This is a genomic window from Exiguobacterium sp. s160, assembly GCF_018617575.1.
In the GTDB taxonomy this organism is placed as follows: Bacteria; Bacillota; Bacilli; order Exiguobacteriales; family Exiguobacteriaceae; genus Exiguobacterium; species Exiguobacterium aestuarii_A.
This window is the reverse complement of the sequence record NZ_JACSKK010000001.1, coordinates 867,554-891,421: the sequence shown is the minus strand read 5'-3', so window position 1 is coordinate 891,421 and position 23,868 is coordinate 867,554. Positions and strand designations below refer to the sequence as shown.

20 protein-coding genes and 1 pseudogene are annotated in these 23,868 nt (G+C 47.3%); 16 read left to right on the top strand and 5 right to left on the bottom strand.

All coding sequences use genetic code 11. From position 1 onward, the window contains the following. The first annotated feature begins 49 nt into the window (after window positions 1–49). The 5 genes and pseudogenes from KNO86_RS04580 (at window position 50) to KNO86_RS04560 (ending at window position 6,175) form a co-directional block, all read left to right on the top strand. Entirely contained in the window at window positions 50–367 is a 318-nt protein-coding gene (locus tag KNO86_RS04580; RefSeq protein ID WP_012726819.1) for a YuiB family protein, read from the top strand. A 104-nt stretch (window positions 368–471) separates the two neighbouring features. Continuing rightward, window positions 472–1,317 (top strand): glucose PTS transporter transcription antiterminator GlcT, encoded by an 846-nt coding sequence (gene glcT, locus KNO86_RS04575; protein WP_214693426.1) that lies wholly within the window; start codon window positions 472–474, stop codon window positions 1,315–1,317. Between the two features lie 221 nt (window positions 1,318–1,538). Continuing rightward, window positions 1,539–3,038: pseudogene (ptsG, locus tag KNO86_RS04570) on the top strand (glucose-specific PTS transporter subunit IIBC); the annotation flags it as partial. Window positions 3,039–3,174: 136 nt separating this feature from the next. After that, a complete protein-coding gene (gene ptsG / locus KNO86_RS04565; RefSeq protein ID WP_214693422.1) occupies window positions 3,175–5,214 on the top strand; it encodes a glucose-specific PTS transporter subunit IIBC in 2,040 nt (679 codons plus the stop codon). A 127-nt stretch (window positions 5,215–5,341) separates the two neighbouring features. After that, window positions 5,342–6,175 (top strand): aldo/keto reductase, encoded by an 834-nt coding sequence (locus KNO86_RS04560; protein ID WP_214693420.1) that lies wholly within the window; start codon window positions 5,342–5,344, stop codon window positions 6,173–6,175. Window positions 6,176–6,225: 50 nt separating this feature from the next. Here the strand turns inward: KNO86_RS04560 and ptsP are convergent, their stop codons facing one another. Further along, window positions 6,226–7,944, bottom strand: coding sequence for a phosphoenolpyruvate--protein phosphotransferase (gene ptsP, locus KNO86_RS04555; protein ID WP_074033510.1), 1,719 nt, complete (start codon window positions 7,942–7,944; stop codon window positions 6,226–6,228). A 325-nt stretch (window positions 7,945–8,269) separates the two neighbouring features. On the opposite strand from ptsP, the gene KNO86_RS04550 reads away from it, so the two are divergent. After that, window positions 8,270–9,712 carry a leucyl aminopeptidase gene (locus KNO86_RS04550; RefSeq protein ID WP_214693413.1) on the top strand — a complete coding sequence of 481 codons (1,443 nt, stop codon included), beginning with the start codon at window positions 8,270–8,272 and terminating at the stop codon, window positions 9,710–9,712. A 132-nt stretch (window positions 9,713–9,844) separates the two neighbouring features. After that, the gene (locus tag KNO86_RS04545; protein WP_214693406.1) at window positions 9,845–10,504 is read left to right on the top strand and encodes a DUF429 domain-containing protein; all 660 of its coding nucleotides are present in this window, start codon (window positions 9,845–9,847) and stop codon (window positions 10,502–10,504) included. 10 nt (window positions 10,505–10,514) lie between these two features. Here KNO86_RS04545 and ytvI read toward each other — a convergent pair whose 3' ends face one another. Next, entirely contained in the window at window positions 10,515–11,648 is a 1,134-nt protein-coding gene (gene ytvI, locus KNO86_RS04540) for a sporulation integral membrane protein YtvI (protein ID WP_214693404.1), read from the bottom strand. A gap of 85 nt (window positions 11,649–11,733) precedes the next feature. Here ytvI and KNO86_RS04535 point away from each other — a divergent pair, with 85 nt between their 5' ends. Then, window positions 11,734–12,516 carry a MazG nucleotide pyrophosphohydrolase domain-containing protein gene (locus KNO86_RS04535; RefSeq protein WP_251126886.1) on the top strand — a complete coding sequence of 261 codons (783 nt, stop codon included), beginning with the start codon at window positions 11,734–11,736 and terminating at the stop codon, window positions 12,514–12,516. 126 nt (window positions 12,517–12,642) lie between these two features. Then, on the top strand, window positions 12,643–14,556 hold the full coding sequence (locus tag KNO86_RS04530) for an N-acetylmuramoyl-L-alanine amidase family protein (protein WP_214693400.1): 1,914 nt from the start codon (window positions 12,643–12,645) through the stop codon (window positions 14,554–14,556). A 103-nt stretch (window positions 14,557–14,659) separates the two neighbouring features. Here the strand turns inward: KNO86_RS04530 and KNO86_RS04525 are convergent, their stop codons facing one another. From KNO86_RS04525 to KNO86_RS04515, 3 genes are read right to left on the bottom strand one after another with little or no spacing between them, the layout of a single operon-like run. Then, complete coding sequence (locus tag KNO86_RS04525; protein WP_074033504.1) at window positions 14,660–15,700, bottom strand: ribonucleotide-diphosphate reductase subunit beta; 1,041 nt, start codon at window positions 15,698–15,700, stop codon at window positions 14,660–14,662. Then, window positions 15,657–16,163: a flavodoxin domain-containing protein gene (locus KNO86_RS04520; RefSeq protein ID WP_214693399.1), complete on the bottom strand. Its 507-nt coding sequence runs from the start codon at window positions 16,161–16,163 to the stop codon at window positions 15,657–15,659. The genes KNO86_RS04525 and KNO86_RS04520 overlap by 44 nt, the downstream gene beginning before the upstream one ends. A 49-nt stretch (window positions 16,164–16,212) precedes the next feature. After that, a complete protein-coding gene (locus KNO86_RS04515; RefSeq protein WP_214694010.1) occupies window positions 16,213–18,453 on the bottom strand; it encodes a ribonucleoside-diphosphate reductase subunit alpha in 2,241 nt (746 codons plus the stop codon). A 546-nt stretch (window positions 18,454–18,999) separates the two neighbouring features. On the opposite strand from KNO86_RS04515, the gene KNO86_RS04510 reads away from it, so the two are divergent. From KNO86_RS04510 to yugI, 7 genes are all read left to right on the top strand, one after another. Then, complete coding sequence (locus KNO86_RS04510) at window positions 19,000–19,230, top strand: DUF1871 family protein (protein WP_214693397.1); 231 nt, start codon at window positions 19,000–19,002, stop codon at window positions 19,228–19,230. A gap of 13 nt (window positions 19,231–19,243) precedes the next feature. Next, window positions 19,244–19,492, top strand: coding sequence for a NifU N-terminal domain-containing protein (locus KNO86_RS04505; protein ID WP_012726804.1), 249 nt, complete (start codon window positions 19,244–19,246; stop codon window positions 19,490–19,492). After that, complete coding sequence (locus KNO86_RS04500) at window positions 19,489–20,289, top strand: glycosyltransferase family 2 protein (protein ID WP_214693395.1); 801 nt, start codon at window positions 19,489–19,491, stop codon at window positions 20,287–20,289. The genes KNO86_RS04505 and KNO86_RS04500 overlap by 4 nt, the downstream gene beginning before the upstream one ends. A 2-nt stretch (window positions 20,290–20,291) precedes the next feature. After that, the gene (locus tag KNO86_RS04495) at window positions 20,292–20,786 is read left to right on the top strand and encodes an Lrp/AsnC family transcriptional regulator (protein ID WP_074033499.1); all 495 of its coding nucleotides are present in this window, start codon (window positions 20,292–20,294) and stop codon (window positions 20,784–20,786) included. After that, window positions 20,783–21,967, top strand: a complete 1,185-nt coding sequence (locus KNO86_RS04490; protein ID WP_214693393.1) for an aminotransferase — start codon at window positions 20,783–20,785, stop codon at window positions 21,965–21,967. Before KNO86_RS04495 ends, KNO86_RS04490 begins: the two co-directional genes overlap by 4 nt. 58 nt (window positions 21,968–22,025) lie before the next feature. Beyond that, a complete protein-coding gene (locus KNO86_RS04485; RefSeq protein WP_214693391.1) occupies window positions 22,026–23,270 on the top strand; it encodes a lysine N(6)-hydroxylase/L-ornithine N(5)-oxygenase family protein in 1,245 nt (414 codons plus the stop codon). Window positions 23,271–23,467: 197 nt separating this feature from the next. Continuing rightward, on the top strand, window positions 23,468–23,860 hold the full coding sequence (gene yugI, locus KNO86_RS04480; RefSeq protein WP_074033496.1) for a S1 domain-containing post-transcriptional regulator GSP13: 393 nt from the start codon (window positions 23,468–23,470) through the stop codon (window positions 23,858–23,860). Window positions 23,861–23,868 lie beyond the last annotated feature (8 nt).

Sequence of the window (23,868 nt, the reverse complement as noted above, 5' to 3'; positions counted from 1 at the left end):
ACGTCGGTCGAAATTTTGTATAATGGAGAGCGGACAAGGGGGGCATCACATGCATATTATCCAAGCAGTCATTGGGGCCGTTTTATATATGACGATTTTTTTCAGTATCGGCTTCATCTTGAATATGTTACTTAAAAAGACATGGACACTCGTGTTCATTTATCCAATTTTTGTCATCATGATGATTGATAATGTCAAACTTTCGAGTTACGTGACCGAGACGTCAACTGCACTCACGGGAATCTATGAAGGACTCGTCGGATTGCAACTTCTCGATTTGTTCATGCTCGGTTTCGGGTTGCTCGGAGCAATCTTGGCTGGCGTGACGATTCGTTTCTTACGGAAGAGCGGTTATTCAATGTTTTAAATGGCGACAGAAATGTTCGCCTTTTTTGTTTTGTCCCTACTTTTTTAGGGCATGAACCGATATACTAGATAGCGAAACGATTTTTAGTAAGGGATGCGATGCGAATGACATTACCGATGTATACGATCAAAAAAGTGTTGAATAATAGCGTTGTCATTTGTCAACATGATACGGATCCGGAAGTCATTCTACTCGGGAAGGGGATTGGCTTTGGCAAAAAACCAGGCGACCTCGTCGACCCGGCCAGCGTCCCGGAGAAAGTGTATCAACTGACAGATAAAGAAGAACAGTCGCAGTATCAAGAGCTCGTCAAACATGTCGATGAGGATTTTATTGCGTTCATGCAAGAGATCGTCGGCTTCATCGAGACGAGTACGGGTAAAAAAGTCGATGAGCACATTCATATCGGCTTGACCGACCATTTGTTCTTCACGATGAAACGAATCGAGCAAGGGATGGAAGTGACGAATCCGTTTTTACTTGAGACAGAATCACTTTATCCAAACGAATTTGCGCTCGCGGAACGAATCGTCGATATGTTCCATGAACGATTGAACGTACTCCTACCGGATGCGGAGACTGGATTCATTGCCCTCCATATTCACTCGGCGACGACGTTCAAAAATGTTCTGGAAGTGAATCGTCATAACCAAATCATCGGCCAAATCGTCCAGACGATTGAGAGTCGTTTGAACGTAAAAATGGACCGAACTTCACTCGATTATAAGCGCTTACTTCGGCACTTACGGTACGCCGTTGAGCGGGTTGCGACGGGTGAGATGGTCGAGGCACCACAAAAAATTGAAAAGGTGTTGCGCGACGAATATCCGCTATGCTATAGTACTGCTTGGGAGCTGATGGGCATCATGGAACGCGAATTAAAGCGTCCCGTCCCACGAGGTGAAGCGACATATTTGACGATGCATCTCCAGCGCCTAACAAGTAGATAAATGATACCACGTGTCTTACGTGTTACTGATTCGATCAGGCATGAGTAAGGAGTGGAACGTTATGTGATTTCTCCATTGGGAGAGGTCTACGTTCTATCCTTATTCATGCCTTTTCTGTTTTTATAAACGTGATTTATGAAAACGTTTAGATACGTCGGTTGTCTGACATCTACACCGCTATCATATTGTTTATACGTACTTAAAAAAAGGAGGAAATGTTGATGTTTAAGCAGATCTTTGGTGTTCTTCAAAAAGTCGGTAAAGCACTTATGCTTCCTGTTGCGATCTTGCCGGCAGCCGGTCTTCTTCTTGCATTCGGTAACGCAATGCAAAACCCACAACTTACATCACGCGCCGATTGGTTAACAAACGACGGTATCGTGAAATTCGCTCAATTGATGGAGCAAGCGGGTGGAATCATCTTCTCGAACTTGGCGCTCTTGTTCGCAGTCGGTGTTGCCATCGGTTTAGCAGGTGACGGGGTTGCTGGACTTGCAGCAATCGTCGGATTCTTGATCATGAACAAAGTGATGGGTGTTTGGCTCGAACTCACACCTGAAGTGTTAGCTCAAGGTGACCCTGCTTACGCGAACGTACTCGGTATCCCAACACTCCAAACAGGGGTATTCGGAGGGATCATCATGGGTCTCATCGCCGCATGGGCCTATAACAAGTACTTCAATATTGAATTGCCACAGTTCCTTGGTTTCTTCGCTGGTAAACGTTTCGTTCCAATCGTAACAGCAGTTGCAGCAGTCGTTGCTGGTTTCGTCATGCTTTTGATCTGGCCACCAGTACAAGATGGTTTGAACGCATTCTCAAAAATCATGTTGGAAGAAAACCGTACATTCGCAGCGTTCGTCTTCGGTTTGATCGAACGTTCATTGATTCCATTCGGTCTTCACCACATCTTCTACTCACCGTTCTGGTTTGAATTCGGTTCATACACGGATGCAGCGGGTAACGTCGTTCGTGGTGACCAAGCGATCTTCTTCGCACAAATTCGTGACGGTGCTGAATTGACGGCAGGTACGTTCATGACTGGTAAATTCCCGTTCATGATGTTCGGTCTTCCTGCAGCAGCACTCGCAATGTACCATGAAGCACGTCCTGAGCGTAAAGCGGTTGTCGGTGGTCTCTTGGCTTCTGCTGCCCTTACATCGTTCTTGACTGGTATCACAGAACCAATCGAGTTCTCATTCTTGTTCGTAGCACCGCTTCTCTTCGCAGTACACGCAGTATTCGCAGGTCTTTCGTTCATGACGATGCATATCTTGAACGTTAAGATCGGGATGACGTTCTCAGGTGGTTTGATCGACTTCTTGCTCTTCGGTGTTCTTCCAGGTCGTACGGCTTGGTGGCTCGTCATTCCAGTCGGTCTCGTGTTCGCGGTTGTTTACTACTTCGGATTCCGCTTCGTTATCCGTAAGTTCAACCTTAAAACACCAGGTCGTGAAGATGAGGTTGTTGAACAATCAACAGCTACTGGTTCAGAACTTGCACAAGATATCCTCGTTGGTCTTGGTGGCTCGCAAAACATCAAGCACCTCGATGCATGTATCACACGTCTTCGCGTCGAAGTAAAAGATAAGAACCAAGTCAACAAAGATGAGTTGAAACGCCTTGGCGCATCTGGTGTCCTTGAAGTTGGTAACAACATTCAAGCAATCTTCGGACCACGTTCGGATGCATTGAAATCAGAGATTCAAGCAGTTATCGCTTCAGGTAACGAAAAGAAAGCAAACTAATCATCATCTAGACCAATCCTACGGGGTTGGTCTTTTTCTTTTATATGAAACGGTTTCATCCAAACGTTAGAGGGAAAAAGTAAGTATTCTGACAAAGGAGGGAACCATGATGTGGAAGAAAGTGTTTGGCGTTTTACAACGGGTCGGGAAAGCACTCATGCTTCCGGTTGCGATCTTACCGGCAGCCGGTCTTCTCTTGGCGTTTGGTACCGCATTCCAAAACCCGGACCTTGTTGAATTGCTCCCGTTTCTGGCAAATGACTCACTTGTCCTGATTTGGCAAGTCATGACAGATGCCGGGGACATCGTCTTCGCAAACTTAGGGTTACTGTTTGCCGTCGGGGTCGCGATTGGCCTGGCGAACGGGGATGGGGTTGCTGGTCTAGCAGCCATTGTCGGTTATTTGATTATGAACAAAGTTATTAGCACGTGGAACGGGATTACCGCGGAAATCGCTCAAGGCGACCCGCAGTATGCGTCTGTTCTCGGTATCCCGACACTCCAAATGGGGGTATTCGGGGGTATCATCGCAGGTCTTGTTGCAGCTTATGCGTACAACAAGTATTTCAACATCAAGTTGCCAGATTTCTTAGGATTTTTTGCCGGGAAGCGGTTCGTCCCGATTGCGACGGCCGCATTCAGTTTGATTATCGGGATTGCGCTCGCGTATATATGGCCACCGATCGGGAATGCGATCAATACGTTCTCAAGTACGGTCATCGAGGCAAACGTTGCCTTATCAGCATTCATCTTTGGATTGGTAGAACGTTCCTTGATTCCGTTCGGTCTTCACCATATTTGGTATTCTCCGTTCTGGTTCCAATTCGGGGAATATACGAACCAAGCTGGTGATCTCGTACAAGGTGACCAACGGATCTTCTTCGCGCAACTACGTGACGGCGTCGAGTTCACAGCTGGTACGTACATGACCGGGAAATTCCCGTTCATGATGTTCGGGTTACCTGCTGCCTGTCTCGCCATGTTCCACACGGTTCCGAAAGAACGTCGGAAAGACGTCGAAGGTCTCTATTTCTCAGCTGCCCTCACGTCATTCTTAACAGGTATCACAGAACCAGTCGAGTTCTCATTCGTCTTCGTTGCACCACTTCTCTTTGGAATTCACGCTGTCTTTGCAGGTCTCTCCTTCATGACGATGCATCTACTGAACGTCAAGATCGGGATGACATTCTCTGGCGGTCTCATTGACTATCTTCTCTTCGGAGTCTTGCCGAACCGAACCGCCTGGTGGCTCGTCATTCCGGTCGGACTCGTCTTTGCGGTCATCTATTACTTCGGATTCCGTTTCGCCATTACGAAGTTTGACCTGAAAATCCCTGGACGTGACGTTCAGACCGGCGCGAAAGGGGACAAAGCCGGTATTGGGGACGACTTGCCATATGAAGTGCTCGTCGGACTCGGTGGTCCTGAAAACATTAAACATTTAGATGCCTGTATCACGCGACTTCGTGTTACGGTCAATGACGTCAAACAAGTCGACAAAGACCTCCTGAAAACACTTGGTGCTGCTGGTGTCCTTGAAGTAGGGGATAACATTCAGGCCATCTTTGGACCGAAGTCGGATACGCTCAAATCACAAATCGCGACCATCATCGAAGGTGGCGAGTATAAACCGAAAGAAAAAGTTGAAAAAGCGGTGATTACACCGGAAGCGGCTGAACAAGCTGATCATCGCTTCCTCGCTCCGATGTCGGGTGTATTGTTGTCACTCGATGATGTGCCAGATCAAGTCTTCTCTGGTCGGATGATGGGAGAAGGATTTGCGATTGAACCAAGTTCGGGTCAGGTCGTTTCGCCGGTGACGGGTCAAATCACGACATTCTTCCCAACGAAACATGCGATCGGTATCTTGGCTGACGATGGACGTGAACTACTGATTCATGTTGGTCTCGATACGGTCAATTTGAAAGGGGAAGGATTTACTGCGAAAGTAGAAGAAGGTGCTCGAGTCGAAGCGGGAGACGTACTTCTCGAAGTCGATCTCAATGCGATTCGAGATAAAGTACCTTCACTCATCACACCGATCATTTGGACGAACGGAGACGGAAAAGTCGTCGTCGTACCGTTCGGTGAGACGGTCGTCGCAGGTGAAGCGCTCGACTTTAGAGCCGATGACAGAGGTCCAGAGTAACCAAGTTTCACACGCCGCTCCAGTAATGGAGCGGCTCTTTTTGTATAGTTACTTCAATGTGCCTTATTCCGAAAAGTGAGAATCCCTTTTATAGTGAAGAAGAATTCTCACGAAAGAAGGGGTACAAATGAAACAATCTGTAGAGTTGAATCACGGTCAGAAAGCCATTCCTACCACCGGACTTGGCGTCTTCAAAGTAGAGGACGGGGATACGGTCATCGATGCTGTCGTGGAAGCGATTCGTCAAGGATACCGCCACATCGATACGGCAGCTGTTTATGAGAACGAGGAAGGTGTCGGAATCGGAATTCGAAAAGGAATGGAGATGGCGAATATTTCCCGGGATGATTTGTTCATCACCTCAAAACTTTGGAATGCCGATCAAGGGTATGAATCAGCCATCGCTGCGTATGAAGCTTCACTCGAACGCCTCGGCTTAGAACAATTGGATTTGTATTTGATTCATTGGCCGGTGGAAGACAAAATTGTTGACTCTTTTCGCGCCCTTGAACAATTGTATCGCGAAGGACGTGTCGGAGCGGTCGGAGTGAGCAACTTCCAGATTCATCACCTTGAGACATTGGCTGCAAATAGTGAACTCGTTCCAGCCGTGAATCAAGTCGAGCGGCATCCGTTGCTTCGACAAACGGAATTAGCATCGTATATGACTGAGCACGGCATTGTACCGGTTGCTTGGGCACCGCTCATGCAAGGTGGATTGTTCGAAGAGCCGACGTTAGTTAAAATCGCGAAAGAAGTGGAGCGTTCTGTCGCTCAAGTGATATTGCGTTGGCACCTTCAGACAGGATGGGTCATCATTCCGAAATCGGTCAAAGCGCATCGCATCGAAGAAAACTTCAGCTTGCTTGATTTTGTATTGAACGAAGATCAAATGGAACGAATTGATGCACTCGACCAGCATAAACGTGTCGGTCCAGACCCAGACGACTTCGATTTTTAAATAGGTATGTAAAAAAGTCCTTCTCTCGCTCGAGAGAAGGACTTTTGGTGTTATTTTTTGATGTCAAACTTTTCGCTAAGGAAGTTCACGACTTCTTCAGCTGTGTCCATGTTGAGGACTTCGTTGACGATCGATTCTGTTTCTGTCTTCGTCAAGCGCTTCACGAGGCTACGTGCACGGAGGACGCTTGAAGCTGACATCGAGAATTCATCGAGTCCAAGACCGAGAAGGATTGGAATCGCGAGCTCTTCTCCAGCCATCTCTCCACACATACCGACCCATTTGCCAGCTTTGTGTGCTTCTGTGATGACGTTATGGAGAAGGTTCAAGATGGCAGGGTTGAACGGTTGGTACAAGTAAGATACTTTTTCGTTCATGCGGTCAGCCGCCATCGTGTATTGAATCAAGTCGTTTGTACCGACTGAGAAGAAGTCGACTTCTTTTGCGAATTGTTTAGCCATGACAGCTGTTGATGGAATTTCAACCATCATCCCTGTTTCGTATTGACCGACTTCGATTCCTTCTTCTTTCAACTTCGCTTCTTCTTCAAGAAGAATAGCTTTCGCTGCGCGGAACTCCTCAAGTGTCGCAATCATTGGGAACATGATCGCGAGGTTACCGTGAGCTGATGCGCGGAGAAGGGCACGAAGTTGTGTGCGGAACAAATCTGTTTCCTCGAGGCAAAGGCGAATCGCACGATAGCCGAGGAACGGGTTCATCTCTTTCGGGAGGTCGAGGTAAGACAATTCTTTGTCGCCACCGATATCGAGTGTACGGATGACAACTTGCTTGCCTTCCATACCTTCAAGAACCGTTTTGTATGCTGTGTACTGCTCTTCTTCTGTCGGGAATGTTTCAGAGTCCATGTACAAGAACTCTGTACGATAAAGACCGATTGCATCTGAACCGTTTTTCAAGACGCCTTCTAAGTCGTTTGGCGTTCCGATGTTCGCTGCAAGCTTCACTTTATGACCGTCAGCAGTGACAGACTCTTCGTTGACGAGTTGCTTCAACTCTTCTTTGTAAGCTTCGAAATCAGCACGTTTGCCTTCGTACTCTTTGACGAGGTCTTCAGAAGGGTTGACGAACACGTCACCTTCCGTACCGTCGATGATGACGAGGTCACCGTTTTTGATTTCTTCAAGGGCCACTTTCGTACCAACGACCGCTGGAATTTCGAGTGAACGTGACATGATGGCAGAGTGTGATGTACGTCCACCGATGTTTGTCGCGAACCCTTTGACGTATTTACGGTTGAGTTGTGCCGTGTCTGAAGGCGTCAAGTCTTCAGCGATGATGATCACTTCTTCTGAGATCGATGCAGGTGTCACGAATGTCACCCCAAGAATGTGTGCCAAAACACGTTTTGTCACGTCACGAACGTCAGCTGCACGTTCGCGCATGTATTCGTTGTCCATCGATTCGAAAATCATGATCATTGTCTGTGCGACTTCATCAAGTGCTTTCGCAGCGTTCATGTTTTCGCTTTCAATTTTATCGTTCACTTGCGAAACGATTTCTGGGTCCTCAACGATTAAAAGGTGAGCTGAGAAAATCTCGGCTTTGTCTGGACCAAGTTCACGAAGCGTGTGCTCGCGGATTTCTTCAAGCTCCGTTTTAGATTGTGCGATTGCATCTTGGAAACGTGCCTTTTCTGCAGCGACATCTTCAATCTTGTGTGTTGGGATATCGAATGAAGGTGTCTCCATGACGAATGCTTTTGCAACTGCAATCCCTGCAGATGCACCAATACCTTTAATGTGTGACATAAGCGTAGTCCCTCTTTTCAAAGAAATAGTGTACTTTCCTGCCTCGTTACTTCATACCCGAAAAGAAAAAAGAATTAACGAGAACGAAGAAAGTTAAAGTAGCAACGGTCTACGACTAGGGGAAGCCTCGACCAGTCAAATTGGCCTCACTTCATGATGAAGAGAAGCCCGATTGCGTACTTTCTTATCCTATCATAAAATAAAACAACGTCACAACGAGGAGATAGCCCACGAATTCGAAGATTTCTTGACTCTTACGCATACTATTTCATTATTTTGGAGAAGTTCGCTATGCTTACCATATATAAAGAAGGGAAGTGGCAAGATGTATCAAATTGCTCAATTAAATTGGACAGATTCATATGACACGATGATTGTTGGAATCGGTGCGGCCGATTCAATCGACGAAGGGCTCGACACATTGTTCGGTGGACGAGTGAAAGCACTCATTCAATCAGGAGACCTTTCGACGAAAACAGGAGAAGTGACGTTATTGCCGACGTTCGCCGGGGAAACGGCACGCGTCTTGTTTGTCGGACTTGGACAACGAAACGACATCACGACAGAGAATGTACGGAACTGGTTCGGGAAAGTGGCGAAGCTCGTCCACGCGCGTGGATTGAAGGACGTTGCAGTCGCACTCGACACGTTTACAAACGACGCGGCTCGCATTTTCGCAGAAGCATTTGAAATGGCGACGTATGCTCATCCTACATACAAGTCAGAGCCGAAACAAACGGTCGAAGAGCCAAACATCACACTTCTTGGGGATGTGTCACAAGAAGACATCGATGCAGGTGTCGCTTATGGGAAAGGGGTCAATGTCGCCCGAACGTTGACGATGATGCCGGCTAATATTTTGACAGCAGAGACGTTGGCGGATTATGCGGTAGAATTAGCGAAACGCCATGATTTCAAATACCGAGTGTTAGAAAAAGAAGAAATGGAAGGGCTCGGAATGGGTGCACTCCTCGCCGTAAACCAAGGCTCGACGATCCCGCCGAAATTGATCGTGTTGGAATATCGTGGTGCAGAGGAAGAAGCTCCGATTGCGGTTGTCGGAAAAGGCGTCACGTTCGATACAGGTGGCTATTCAATCAAGCCGAAAGACGGCATCGTCGGAATGAAAGGCGATATGGGTGGTGCGGCTACTGTCCTTGGACTATTCGAGACACTCGGACGCACACGACCGAATAAAAACGTCATCGGAATCATCGGTGCAACAGACAACATGATTTCAGGCGATGCCTTCAAGCCGGATGATGTCATCACGGCGATGAACGGCAAAACGATCGAAGTACTCAACACAGATGCGGAAGGGCGCCTCGTTCTAGCGGATGCTGTTACGTTCGCGAAAACGTATGAGCCAACAGCAATCATCGATGTGGCTACACTTACAGGTGGTGTACTCGTCGCGCTCGGTACGGACGTGACGGGCTGTCTGACGAACGATGATACCCTCTATCGCTCACTCGAAGAAGCGAGTCGCGAGACGAATGAGCTCGTTTGGCAAATGCCATACTTTGATGTGTTCATCGACAAAGTGAGAAAATCAGAAGTAGCCGACTTGAACAACTCCCCAGGTCGTTTCGGGCATATGATTTTCGGTGGAGCATTTGTCGGCGAGTTTGTCGGCGATACACCGTGGCTTCACCTCGATATCGCAGGAACGAGCGAACGTGCGGCAGCGAACGACCTCGGCCCGAAAGGCCCGACTGGTGTCATGGTCCGAACGCTTGCACGGATGATTGAAACGTGGGAGCGCTAAGAGCGCTCCTCTTGATCGGTTTGGCGATTCTGTGTGGCTTTGCGTATACGGTTTGGCCGAACCGGATCTGGTTAGGATGTACAGTATTTTTCGCCGTGTTCGGCGTGTTGATGATGTTACAGGAGGTACGACATGGTAGGAGTAGGAATTGACGGCGCACGCGGAGGCTGGGTGCGCATCACATACGATAGCATTTCCTTATGTTTGACGATTTCAGAAACGCTAGAGGAGTTGCTCATTGACGGCGCAATGCATTTCGTGGACATGCCAAAAGATTTAGGGACGGTCGACCATCCGAGTCGAGTGTGTGACGCGTGGATGCGGAGCCAACTCGTCGAGCGGAAATCGTCCGTCTTTACCCCGCCGATTCAAGAAGTGCTTCATGAAAAGACATACGAGGAAGCGAACAAACAAAGTCGAATGTTGATCGATAAAGGGCTTAGCAAACAGGCTTGGCATTTGGTTCCGCGTATCCGTGAGTTCCAGCAGGTGTTAGCGGAGGACGTTTATGAATCTCACCCAGAAGTATGCTTCTCGGTCATGATGGGGCATGAGGCAAGTCATTCGAAAAAGACAGTCGAAGGGCAGGATGAACGAATCGAGTTACTTCGAAAATACTCGAAAAGCACTCCGTGGAAATGGAAAATGTCGAACGTCCAAATCGATGACATTATTGATGCTTGCATCTTAGCAGTAGCCGCCTATGAAGCGGGGACGAGTGGTCTTTCGTTACACCCGGCTGAAGCGAATGAGCCGAAAGTAGCTGTACCTCAAATGAAAGAAGAGCGATGAAATGTTGATTTCATCGCTCTTTTGCTGTCGTAGCGGTCGGACCGACGACGAACCGCCACATATAGTGAAAGACTTTGGCGTTGTATAAAGCCTTCAGCAGAACGGCGAGTACGGGACCTAAGATGAAGCCGAATACACCGAATAGTTTTAGACCGACGAAAATCGAAATGAGTGCGGCAAGCGGATTCAACCCGATGTGGGAACCAACAATCTTCGGTTCAGCCAAGTTTCGTTGAACGATGACGATGATGTATAGGACAATCAATCCGATGGCGACGAACCAATCGCCCGATACTGCGGCATAGGCGGCCCACGGAATGAGTAGTGTACCGACACCTAAATAAGGTAAAAGGTCGAAGAACCCTGCGAGTAAAGCGAATGAGAGCGGATTGTCGACTCGGAGAATGAACATACCGACCAGTACGATTCCGAAGGTGATGGAAATGAGCGTCAGTTGTGCTCGAACGTAACCGAATAAAGCGGACTTCAGGTTGATCATGACTTCCTCGAACTCTTTAAAACCTTTGCGTTTATTCAGGCGATTTAGAGACGTCACGTATGAGGGCCAGTCTTTTGTAATAAAGAACCAGGCGAGCACAATGACGACGACAAGCAGCAGGACGAGTGGGAGTGCTGCCAACATGCCTTGTAGGACACTTGCCACACCACGGGATAAAACACCGATTGCGGCCGCGAGTTGGACACCGAGCTCTGTGATGCCGCCTTCTAATGAAGTCGTCTGTCCAGGATTCAATTGTTGATAGCTCTCGTACGCATCGTTGACGAGTGGTGCAATCTTTTCGTTGAACAAGCGCTGGACATATTCAGTGAACGTTTGGATTTGTTCAGGAAGTCGCTCCGCTGCGATTGTCGCATAATGAATCAATTGGATGATGACGATGGTGATGATGCCGACGACGATACTGAGGACGATTAACAACGAGATTAGTGTCCCGAGCGCACGCGGCATGTTGGTTTTTCGTTCGAAAAAATTGACGAGTGGAACGGTCAAGAGAGATAAGAGTAGGGCAAACACGAAAGGATACGTATATTCGAAGAGGATGTTCAGTACCCATGTAATCAAAAATAAGCCGATTACGACAAGTACGAACCGAAGCAGTTGCCAAAGTCTTACCGAAGACATGAAAAACCCACCCTTTCCGGACAGTTAGATTGAGCATAGTATATCATGTAGACGGTAAATAAAGCAGAAAGATAGGTGAATGAACATGAGAGAGATTCAACAAAAAATTGATACGATGATTCTTCATTTGGGAGGCTACTGGAGACCGTTATCGGGGCTGGCACGATTGTTAGAAGAAGTAGGAGAAGTGGGAGGAGCGATGCGGAGAGGAACAGCGGAGGAGTTAAAAGAAGAACTGCTCGATGTGCTCGTCATTTCCACGTGTCTCGCGAACCAGTATGCCATTTCACTTCAACAACCAGAAGCGAATGTAAGAGAAGTGACGAAAGAACAGTTATATTTTCAAATCGTAGAAGAGGCCGGAGAAGTGGCGAGGATATTGAATGCTTACGAAGGAGATAAAAAGCTGAAGCCGAATCGCCAAGGAGAGTCGTTACAGCTGCATATCGAGCAACTGCAACGTGCTGTGATTTCTTTAGGGGAACAGTGCAACTATCAATTGTTTGACTCATTGTATGCATTGATTGATGAAAAATCCACACGTGACTTCGGGCGTTTTGATCATACACCGGATCCGATTACGGAAGCTTCCGTCAGAACCTATGTCACGTATCAGTCTGGACGCTATTGGGGTGGAATTGATCCTAAACCTTTTGAGCGATTTGACCGATATATGGAGAGAGAGAAACATGTAGAACGTTTTTTGAAAATTGCTCATATTGAGGGGCTTGATGGATTTGTGATTCAACAATCAAAAGATGGTCTTTTATATGAAGATGCTTATGAATATCGGATTCCTGAAACCTTTCATATTGTAGAAGAAACTTACGAAAATCATCAATTCTTAGTCATTAAACCCCAACAATAAAAACATTTACCTTTTTATCAAAAACATTCATCTTTTTTTCAAATATTTACTTTTTTTAAAAAAGCATTATGCTAATATGAAGTTGTTGTTAGTAGGAAATGCCGCTAGAAGAAAGGAATATTTTGGATGAAAATGAAGCTTGTAAAAATCGCACTCATCTTAACGGTTCTCTTATTTGGAATGCAACTTCCTTCAGTTGAAGCCGCAACGTACGATGGGGAGACGACTGTGAATTTGAATATTCGTTCAACACCAAGTTTGAGCGGGACAGTCGTCAAGACATTGCCGAAAGGCACGAAAGTGAAATACGGGACGTATAATCAGTCCTGGCATAAAGTGTATGTCGATAGTCGTACATATTATGCATCGGCTCAATACATCCGCAAACTTTCTTCTCCTTCGAGTTCGTTGACGACTCAGTCAGCAACTTCAACAGGTGTGACAACCGAAAACTTAAACATCCGTGTCACATCACATCGTGCAGCCAGCATTGTCACGACGTTGAAAAAAGGGACAGAAGTCAAGTATGCCGTTCATAACTCTTCATGGGCGAAAGTCTATTTGAACGGAAAGACATACTATGCTGCGAAGATGTACATTGCACCAAAACTGACAGATGCAACAGTGAACCGAACGGAAGGTTACGCAAACCGTGAAATGAAATTGTTTGCGATGCGGAGTCAAAGTTCGGTTGTGCAGAAGGTGTTACCGAAACATACAGTCGTCACTTCTAGCAAATACAACTCGAGCTGGTCGACCGTGTATATCGGGAGCGCGACATATTATACGCCGACAGCGTGGATTACGCCTGGATCGCTCAAGCCACAGATTGTCAAAGAAAATGGTTATGCAAACCGAGAATTAAAACTTTTCGTGATGCGAAGCCAAAGTTCTAGCGTAGCGAAAGTATTGCCAATCAATACTGCAGTCGTTTCAAGTAAGTACAATTCAAGTTGGTCGACCGTGTATATCGGGAATGCGACATATTATACACCGACAGCTTGGATCTCAACTTCTAAAACGGAAACACAACCACCTACAACAACGGAACCAAACGACGGATTGACTCAGGGATATGCTAACCGAAACGTCAACTTGTTCGGAAGAACGCATCAAAGTTCGCCAGTGCAACTTGTGCTTCCGAAATACACAGCTGTATCATACAAATCGTATAATGGAAGCTGGTCGACGGTTCACATCGGGTCGAAAGTCTACTACACGGCAAGCTCATGGTTGACTGCTGGGAAAGCTCCGGCTGAGCCTGAAGCGGCACCGAAAGGAACGGTATATATTAACACGCCAGGTGATGTGTTGAATGTTCGTTCTCAAGCGAGTCTTAACTCAAGCGTAGTAGGGAAACTCGATCATGGCACGGCTGTCGCTTATTATGGGACGGTAAATGGTTTCCACAAAATCAAATACAATGGAAAAGATGCTTACGTTTCTTCAGCTTTCGTCACAGCATCGAAACCGAGTGAATCTTCTGGAGCTGTCATCGTTCTTGATCCTGGACATGGCGGGAAAGACCCAGGGGCACTGAACGGTTCGCTCTATGAAAAGACGATTGTATTAGATGTATCACAACGTGTGGAAGCCTACCTTCGTTCGAAATACGGGTATACAGTTCGTCTGACACGTTCGACAGACGTTTACTTGACGCTTGATCAACGTGTCGCTGCAGCGAAGTCATTGCGTGGTGACTTGTTCGTCAGTATGCACGTCAACGCAGCAGGTTCATCAGCAGCAAAAGGATTGGAAACATTCTATTCGACACGTTCGGCTCACAGTGCACGTAGTAGCGTGTTGGCTACGAACATTCAAAGTAACCTAGTCGGGAAGATGAGTGGGATGTCAAACCGAGGTGTGAAGACGGCAAACTATTACGTCATCACGTATAATACGATGCCATCGGCTCTCGTTGAGCTCGGATTCATTTCTTCTCCAACGGATTTGACGTATCTTCGCAGTGACGCATCTCGCCAGCGTATGGCAGAGGGTGTTGCGGAAGGAATCGCTAAATACGTACAAACTTATCATTAATTCGAAAAACCTTAGACGAACGTGTCTAAGGTTTTTTGATGCATCAAAAAAAACCGAACCATATAAAAAACCGAACCATGTAAAGGTTCGGTTGAGAAGAATTTTACAAGTCGTCGAAACCGTTCGCGTCTGTCACTTTCGCATACGAACGCGATTTTTGTTCGAAGAAATCAGATTTTGTTGCGTTGAGCGAGTCGTCTGAGTATGCACGGATCCAAGGCATGACATCTTCGTCATATCCTTCGTACAAGTCGTTCAGACCGATTACACGTAAGCGTTTGTTTGCCAAGTATTTGACGTAGTCACGCATCTCACTGACGTCGAGTCCATCGAGGTCGCGAAGGACGTATTCACACCACTCGATCTCAAGGTCGACGGCCTCTGCCATCGTATCGTATACGAATTGGCTGAACTGTCCGTCCGCATCAATCTTTGGATTTTCAGTCAATACGGCACGGAGCAACTGGCTGATGAAGTAAGAATGTTGCATCTCGTCACGCTGAATATAACTGATCATCGTTGACGTCCCGACCATTTTTTGATGACGGGCCAAGTTATAGAAATAGGCGAAGCCAGAATAGAAGTTGATGCCTTCCAAAATGACCGAGGCTACAAGTGATTTTGCGAAATTCTCTGCGTTTGGCGTGTCGCGGAATTCTTCATATAAGTCCAGGATGAATTGGTTACGTTTCATGACCATCTCGTCGTCTTTCGCAATATCAAAGATGCGATTTTGTTCAGCGAGTGGGACAAGGCTTGATAAAACGTAACTATACGATTGATTGTGTACGACTTCCTGTTGCGCGATGACGGCAAGTACGGCGTGCACGGATGAGTCTGACGAGAACATTGACGACTCGAGGATATATCGTGTCTGGACAGAGTCGAGAATTGATAACAGCCCGATGATTCGCTTGAAGGCATCTTGTTCACGTTCAGTTAGTTGCGGCCACTGTTGCATGTCTTTCGACATCGAGATCTCATCTGGGATCCAAAAGTTTGAAAGCAATTGCTTATAAATCGTATAAAACTGAGGATATGCGATATCGTTCCAGTTCACGATTGAGCTTGTTTCGCCGCCGATGATGGCGGTTGCCCGGTTAGGATGTTTGGGCGACAATAATTTGATTTTCTGAATCGACATGATGCATGACTCCTTCTTCTACATTCTGAGCCATCCGTTCTGCCCAGTGCTGGACGTTGAACGGTTGGTTGCGAGGGGACTGCTCGATTTTAAGCAGTTCACCTGCGAGTGGGATTCCGTATTTTGAAAGGTGGTACGCCATCTCATCGACCGCTCGACAGAAGTGAACAAACATTTTGTCACCCGTTCCGAATACGGCTGCCTGACGAATCGGTACATTCAATTCTTTCAGTACGAGACGGAACGTGTCCTTCATTTCATCCGGCAAGATGCCATCTGCCCATGTGTAAGACCCGAAATAGACGAGGTCACACGATGCGAGAGACTGGGCTTCCCGGTATCCGACCCGATCTGCGTCGTAGCGGACAACGTGGTCACCACGATGATGGTGGGTCGACTCGATGAGCGTTGCCACTTCTTCTGTGTTTCCGCTCATCGAATGACAAATGATTGCAATGTTCATGTCGTTAACCACCTTTCACTAAAAACGGACTAATGATGAATCAAACAAGTTATGAGGCACAAGACTCACATTCATCTACTTCAACGGTCGTTGAACGTGTGTAATAAATCGATTTCATACCGAGAGACCAAGCTTCTAAGTGCATCGCGAGAAGCTCTGTCGCTTTCACATCGTTCTTCACGTACAAGTTGAAGCTGATTGCTTGGTCGATGTGACGTTGGCGCGATGCGTTTTGACGGATGCTCCATAGTTGATCGACTTCGAAAGCTGATTTGTAGAACCAGTTCGTCTCAGGTGTCAAATCTGGCACCGTGACCGGAATCTTGTAGTTTTTCTTCTCTTCTGAGTAGACTTTCTTATAGACCGGGTCAATCGACGCGGTACTACCCGCAATGATGGCGGTCGACGAGTTCGGTGCAACAGCCATCATATAGGCGTTACGGACACCGTTTTGGTGGACGGCTTCTGCAAGACCATCCCAATCCAAATCGTCGTGCGAGCGATAGTTCCGGCGCTTGAAGTATTCACCTGTATGCCATTCCGATCCTTCGAAGACGCCGAACGCGCCTTTCTCCTTCGCGAGCTCCATCGAAGCTTGGATCGTGAGGTAGGCAATCTTCTCGTAAAGTTTCTCCGCGTATTGAACGGCGTCGACCGATTCCCAGCGGATTCCCTCGAGGGCGAGCAAATGATGCCATCCGAATGTGCCGAGACCGACCGCGCGATACTTCTGGTTCGTGATCATCGCCTGTGGCACTTCAATGGTGTTCAAGTCGATGACGTTGTCGAGCATACGCATTTGAATCGGGATTAGGCGTTCGAGCACGTCCGCTTTCACCGCACGGGCGAGTGCGATTGAGCTCAAGTTACAGACGACGAAATCACCTGGTGTTTTCGTGATGACGATTTTTCCGTCTTGTGTGTACTCTTCTTCAATCGTCGTTGCCGACATGTTTTGTGCGATCTCTGAACAGAGGTTCGAGCTATAGATCATACCGGCGTGTTTGTTTGGGTTTGCCCGGTTCACGGCGTCACGGAAGAACATGTACGGCGTACCTGTCTCAAGCTGTGAGCGCATGTAACGCTTCACGAGGTCGATGGCAGGTACGGTCACGCGTGATAGCTCAGGCGTATTGACGCACTCCATGTATTTCTCTGTGAAGCTGCCGCCGTTCTCCGTTTCGTCGAAGTAGTCCTCAAGGCTATATCCCATCACCGTGCGAATTTCATGCGGGTCGAATAAGTGCCATTCACCGCGCGCTTCGACCGTACGCATGAAGAGGTCCGGTAAACAGACTCCCGTGAACAAATCATGTGTCCGAAGACGCTCGTCCCCGTTGTTCAACTTCGCATCTAAGAATTCGAAGATATCTTTATGCCAGATGTCTAGATATACGGCGATTGAACCTTGGCGCATGCCGAGTTGGTCGACAGAAACGGCCGTATTGTTCAATTGTTTCATCCAAGGAAGGGCGCCGCTCGAGACGCCTTTGAATCCTTTGATGTCACTTCCGCGTGAGCGAATTTTGCCGAGGTAGACACCGATTCCGCCACCACCTTTCGAAAGTGTCGCCACATCGGTGTTAGAGTCGTAGATGCCGCGAAGCGAGTCGTCGACTGTATCAATGAAGCAAGAGCTGAGCTGACCGTATGATTTACCAGCGTTCGATAACGTCGGTGTCGCGACGGTCATATAGAGGTTTGAGAGCGCCCAGTACGCTTCTTCGACGAGTTTGAGGCGTGTTTTCTCATCCTCTTTTTGCATGAGGGTCATCGCGATGACCATGAAGCGCTCTTGTGGAAGCTCGTATAAATTCTTCACATGATCGCGGCCGAGGTAACGGTCCGATAACGTGCGAAGTCCGATGTAGGTGAAGAGACGGTCGCGAGACGGGTCAATCAATGTCTCGAGGTGGTCCATATCTTCTTTTGAATACGTATCAATTAGTGCTGAAGTGAAGATGCGTTTTGATGTCAACGTCTCGATCAAGTGATGGAAGTTGCCGTAGCGCATCGACGCATCATAGCCACGATTGCGTGCCGCCTCGAGATACAAACGGTTCAGATACATCTCAGTCGCCACGAACGTCCAGTCCGGCTCTTCGGCTTTCAACATATCGAGCGCATGCATCGTCAATAAGTCATATACTACATCTTGTGTCAGCGTCTTCGTCTCGAGCGCCCGAATCGCGCGTTCCTCGTAACGCTGTACACTTAAATGAGGATACCGTGTTTGGATAGATTGAATAAGAGAAGAAACATCAGCAAGCGTTGGTGCCGCTGGTAGCATCGTCTCGTGGTGGATAGGGGATGTCAAAATCGATCACTCCTTTAATAGATGTAGACGTTATGAAAGTATAATAAGAACTTCCTAACCTGTCACAATAATGTGTCAACGACCAAAATAGCTGTTAACTATATATTGACACATTTTAATCTTTTTAATCATAAAACACCTATATTTAGTTTTTCAATCCTTGACATTCGCGAATGTGTGAGTCGCTCTTTTGCTTTTGTTCGAAAAGGGCTTCATGACCCAATTTGAGACAGAGAAATGAGATGAAAAATTTTTATGAATTCTAATTGCACAGTTTCTCACAAAAAAATGAATTCGATTTCATCTTCTAAGAAGGATTGTTTAAACCTCTATGTAGGCACGAATGTATTGTATTTGACGCCGCTTATCAAAATACCTGCCTGAATCAATCGATACTAGATATAGTGTTCCAATAAATCGTGATGGGCGAATCAATTTGTCAAGGCTGGTATCCGAACAAAAAGTAAGGTAGATTGATGAGGTAGGACATGGATTTCAACGAAAAGAAGGGTTTAACAAGTGCGTACAGAAGACTTATTATTAACATGGGACCCGCTCGGTTATGGAACAGGTTCATACGGACCAGAGTTCGATGAGGTGATGGTGGCATTAACCTATGTCGAATCTTCAGAACAATTGACCGATGTGATTCGCCGTACGCTTCTTGAAGCGTTCGATGAGTGTCCCCCTGAAGAAGAAATCATAAAGATGGCGCAGCAACTATTCGCGTCGTCATCTTGCCAACTATAAGGAGGAAGAATTAATGTTACGAATTGATCCAACACCAAACCCGAATGCTATGAAAGTCACACTTCCAGAAAACGTATTCGGCGCAAAAAGCCAAAGTGTGAAAGCAGGAGAAGCGACAGATCAGCCGCTCCTTGCGAAACTTGTCGAGATTGAAGGTGTCGAGAGTGTATTCGCATACGGCGACTTCGTAACCGTTTCAAAAGAGAATGGCGTGAGTTGGGAAGCAATCCTTCCACACGTTGAGACGGCATATCGCGGATGAACCCGACTGTCTCAATCGTCATTCCAGCGTATAAGCGCGAAACGGAATTGACGGAGCTGCTTGAAAGCTTAACGGTCCAAACGTTTCAGCAGTTCGAAGTCTTGGTCATGAATAATGAAGGGCCGCCAAAACAGCATATTTTGGCGCCTTTTTTGAATCAATTGGATGTGCGTGTCATTGAAGTCGGGGAGAACCATCACGTCCGTGCGCGGAATCGTGGCGTACTCGAAGCAAAAGGTGACGTCATCTTACTGTTAGACGATGATGATTTGCTTATGCCGACTCACCTCGAGGACGGTTTGCACGATCTTCAAGAAGCGGACTTCGTCTATACGGATGCCGAGCTATTCCGTTTTACATGGGAAGGCGGTCGTCGAGTAGTGACGAACTGGGAACCGTTCGCATATGACTTCGACCGTGAGCGGATGCGAAAGGACTCGACGTTCATCCCGTCCGGTACGATGTATCGCAAATCAATCCATGACACAATCGGTCTCTTCGATGAAGATGTCTATAATTATTGGGACTGGGATTTCTTCTTGAGGGTCATGAAGACGTTCACCGTGTCCCATCCCGCTCGAGCGACGGTTCTCTACGCATTCAACGGGACGGACAACTTATCGGCAAAACAAGACGAAACGAGACGTCGTTATTTTGACCGCTTTTGTCAGAAACATGGGCTGACAGACATGGGGATGAAGAATTTCCATATGGTCCAAGAGGAACGACGTCCATACGTGAGACAGACAGAGAGAACGTTCACAGGCGTGCTACCTGGTCGGACGGAAGGAGAATAAGTATGTATTCATCAAAAGAACTTGAACTATTAGAGTTGTTAGAAGAAAAGGGCTATTTGGAGACGAAGATGTTAGCTGATTTGTTGGCGCTCGATGAAGAGACGATTGAGTCGATGCTCGAGAAGTTCAAACAAGATGGGATTTTGCTTGGTTTCCGAGCGATGGTCAATTGGCAAAAAATCAACCGGCATGATGTCACGGCGTTTATCGATGTCAAAGTTGCGCCGAAACGAGGACGTGGATTTGATGATGTGGCAGAGCGTATTTATCGCTTCCCGGAAGTGACGGCCCTTTATTTGATGTCAGGTGCCTACGATCTCCAAGTCGTCATTCAAGCGAGCTCGCTCCAAGATGTGGCTTCGTTTGTCTCTGATAAGTTGTCACCGCTTGACTCGGTCTTGTCGACGACGACACACTTCAAATTGAAGACGTACAAGCACGACGGGATTTTGTTCACCCCACAAACTGAAGACAAGCGGTTGAACATCACGCCATGAAGTCATTATCCAATCAAGTTGTCTCGATGAAACCATCGGGCATCCGCCGCTTCTTTGATTTGGCGCAGACGATGGAAAATGTGGTTTCTCTCGGGGTGGGAGAACCGGATTTCATCACGCCTTGGAACGTACGAGAAGCGAGTTATGTTGCACTCGAACAAGGATATACGGCGTATAGTGCCAATGCAGGACTCATCGAATTACGAGAAGAGATTGCTACTTATATGAAAGAACGATTTTCAGTCAAATACGATCCGTCATCGGAATTGATTGTGACGACAGGTGCCTCACAGGCGCTCGATATCGCATTCCGTGCCCTCCTGAACCCAGGAGATGAAGTCATCGTCGTCGAACCTGCCTTCGTATCTTACGGACCGCTCATCGAGATGGCGGGTGGGAAAGTTGTGCCTGTCGCCTGTCGTCCTGAAAAGGGTTTTCGCCTTGACCGCGATGATGTCGAGCGCGTCATCACCGAGCGGACGAAGGCGATTCTCCTCTGCTTCCCGTCCAACCCGACGGGAGCAACGATGAACGCCGACGAGCTCGCGCAAATCGCAGAACTTGCGACCAAGTATGACCTTTGGGTTGTCAGTGACGAGATTTATGCAGAACTTTGCTATGACGAGCCGTTCACGAGTTTCGCGACACTTCACGATATGCGAGACCGGACAATCGTCATCAATGGTTTCTCAAAAGCGTTCGCGATGACGGGATGGCGCCTCGGTTTCACTTGTGCCCCTGAAGTCGTGACGCGGGAAATGTTGAAGGTGCATCAATATGGCATGATGTGTGCACCGACGCTCGTTCAATTCGGCGGACTCGAGGCACTTCGTTCACGTCATCAACACGTACCGAACATGGTGAAGAGCTATCGTCAACGTCGGAACTATTTTATTCAGGCGCTGAATGAGGCAGGTCTCCAGACACACGTGCCGGGTGGAGCTTTCTATGCCTTCCCGTCGATTCGACACACGGGGTTGACGAGTGAAGAATTTGCGGAACGTCTCTTGCTTGAAGAACGGGTCGCCGTCGTCCCAGGGAACGCCTTCGGTGAGAGTGGGGAAGGGTTCGTGCGAGCGAGCTATGCGACGTCGCTCGAACAGTTACAAGAAGCGATTCGACGCATCCATCGATTCATGCAGCAATTCGAAGTCACAGTAGTCAAGGACTCTCATTCGTGAGGGTCTTTTGCCGTTTTAGCGATATAATGAGAGGGAAAAGACGGGCGAGGTGAAGAAAATGAAACAAGTTGACTTTGTTGCAATCGGATGTGGGCCGTATAATCTTGGATTAATGGCTCTCGCTGAAAAAACATCATTACGCGGGATTTGCTTTGAAAAGCGGAAGGAAATGATGTGGCATGAAGGGATGCTCATTGAAGGGATGACGATGCAAACACATTACTTACAAGATCTCGTCACGCTCGCGGATCCGACCAATCCATCGAGTTTCTTGAACTACTTGAGTGAGATGGGGCGTCTCCAGACGTTCATCACGCAAGAACAAGATAAGATTCCTCGGACGGAATACAATCGATATTTGCGTTGGGTCGCAGAACAGCTGTCGACCATCTACTTCAATCACGAGGTGACAGATGTGTTGGTCGAGGAAAATGGTTTTCTCGTGACGGTCGAATCAAACGGTGAAACGACTCAAGTTCAAGCTACACATGTTGTTCTTGGAACTGGGGCAGAACCGTTTGTACCAGAAGGTTTTGAACAAGTGATCCATACGAGCGAGTATTTGACCTATCGGGACGTCCTTCGAGATCGTTATCGCGTCGCGGTCGTCGGCAGTGGACAGAGTGCGGCAGAAGTGTTTCTCGATTTATTCCGTGAAGCGACGGATGAACAACGTGTCGACTGGATCACACGTTCTGATCATTTCGAGTCGCTTGAAGCAGGAAAGCTCGGGGACGAGATTTTTAGTGTGGACTATGTCGAATATTTTCATGGTTTGTCTTACGAAGCACGTCAAAAATTGCTTCAATCATTTGAACGTTTCCGCCATGGCGTCAACCCTGAGACGATGACGGCGATTTATGAGGCGCTCTATCACCGGACTGCAGAAGGTAAGCCGAAGCGAGCAGAGATGCTGACGCAAGTCGAGGTGGAATCCATTTCCTATGACTGGTTGAAACATCGCTTGAAAGGGACGCAACGATATACAAACGAAGCGGTCGAAAAGGAGTATGACCTTGTTGTCGTGGCAACCGGATATCGTCCAGTCATTCCGGCGTGGGTCGAGAAGCTCCCGATTGTCTGGGAAGCAGAGAGTGAGTGGGCTGTTCATGATACGTACGAAGTGGTCATGAGCGAATCAATAAAAGGGAAACTATTCACGCACACGAATTTGGAGCATTCCCACGGACCCGCTGCGACGAATCTAGGGATGGCCGTCTATCGAAATGCGGTGATGTTGAACGAAATGGCTGGAGAAACGGTCTATCCGATTCGCCATCAAAAGCCGTTCACGACCTTTTGAACAAAAAAAGGGCTAGGCGAGTCGCCTAGCGGAATCAGGGGGGAATACTTGAAGTCTTGCTTGATTTGTATTTACCCCGCGCTTCGACTTTAAAACATATCAACACGTCAAAAATAATCTTTTTTACTAATTTGTACACTTTATCGAAAAAAGTATGTTATAGTAAGTTGATGAATTTAGCATAGGAGTTGTTTGTAATGGCAAAATACGAAAAAGATCAAGTATTAACAGGTAAAGTAACAGGAATTCAACCTTTCGGTGCTTTCGTAGCACTCGATGACGAGACTCAAGGTCTTGTACACATTTCAGAAATCTCACACGACTACGTAAAAGACGTAAACGATTACGTTCAAGTTGGTCAAGAAGTTGAAGTGAAAATCCTTGAAGTGGACGAAGCTTCTAAAAAGATCAAGCTTTCAATGAAAGCGACTCAAGAAGCTCCAAAACGCGAGAAGTCTGCGAAGCCAGCTCGTCGTGCGCCACGCCGCAACGAAGCATCTTCAAACTTCAAGCAAGAAGAAGCTCCAGGATTCACAGTCCTCAAAGACAAACTTGAAGACTGGATCAAAAACACAAACTTCAAGAAGTAAGTGTTCCA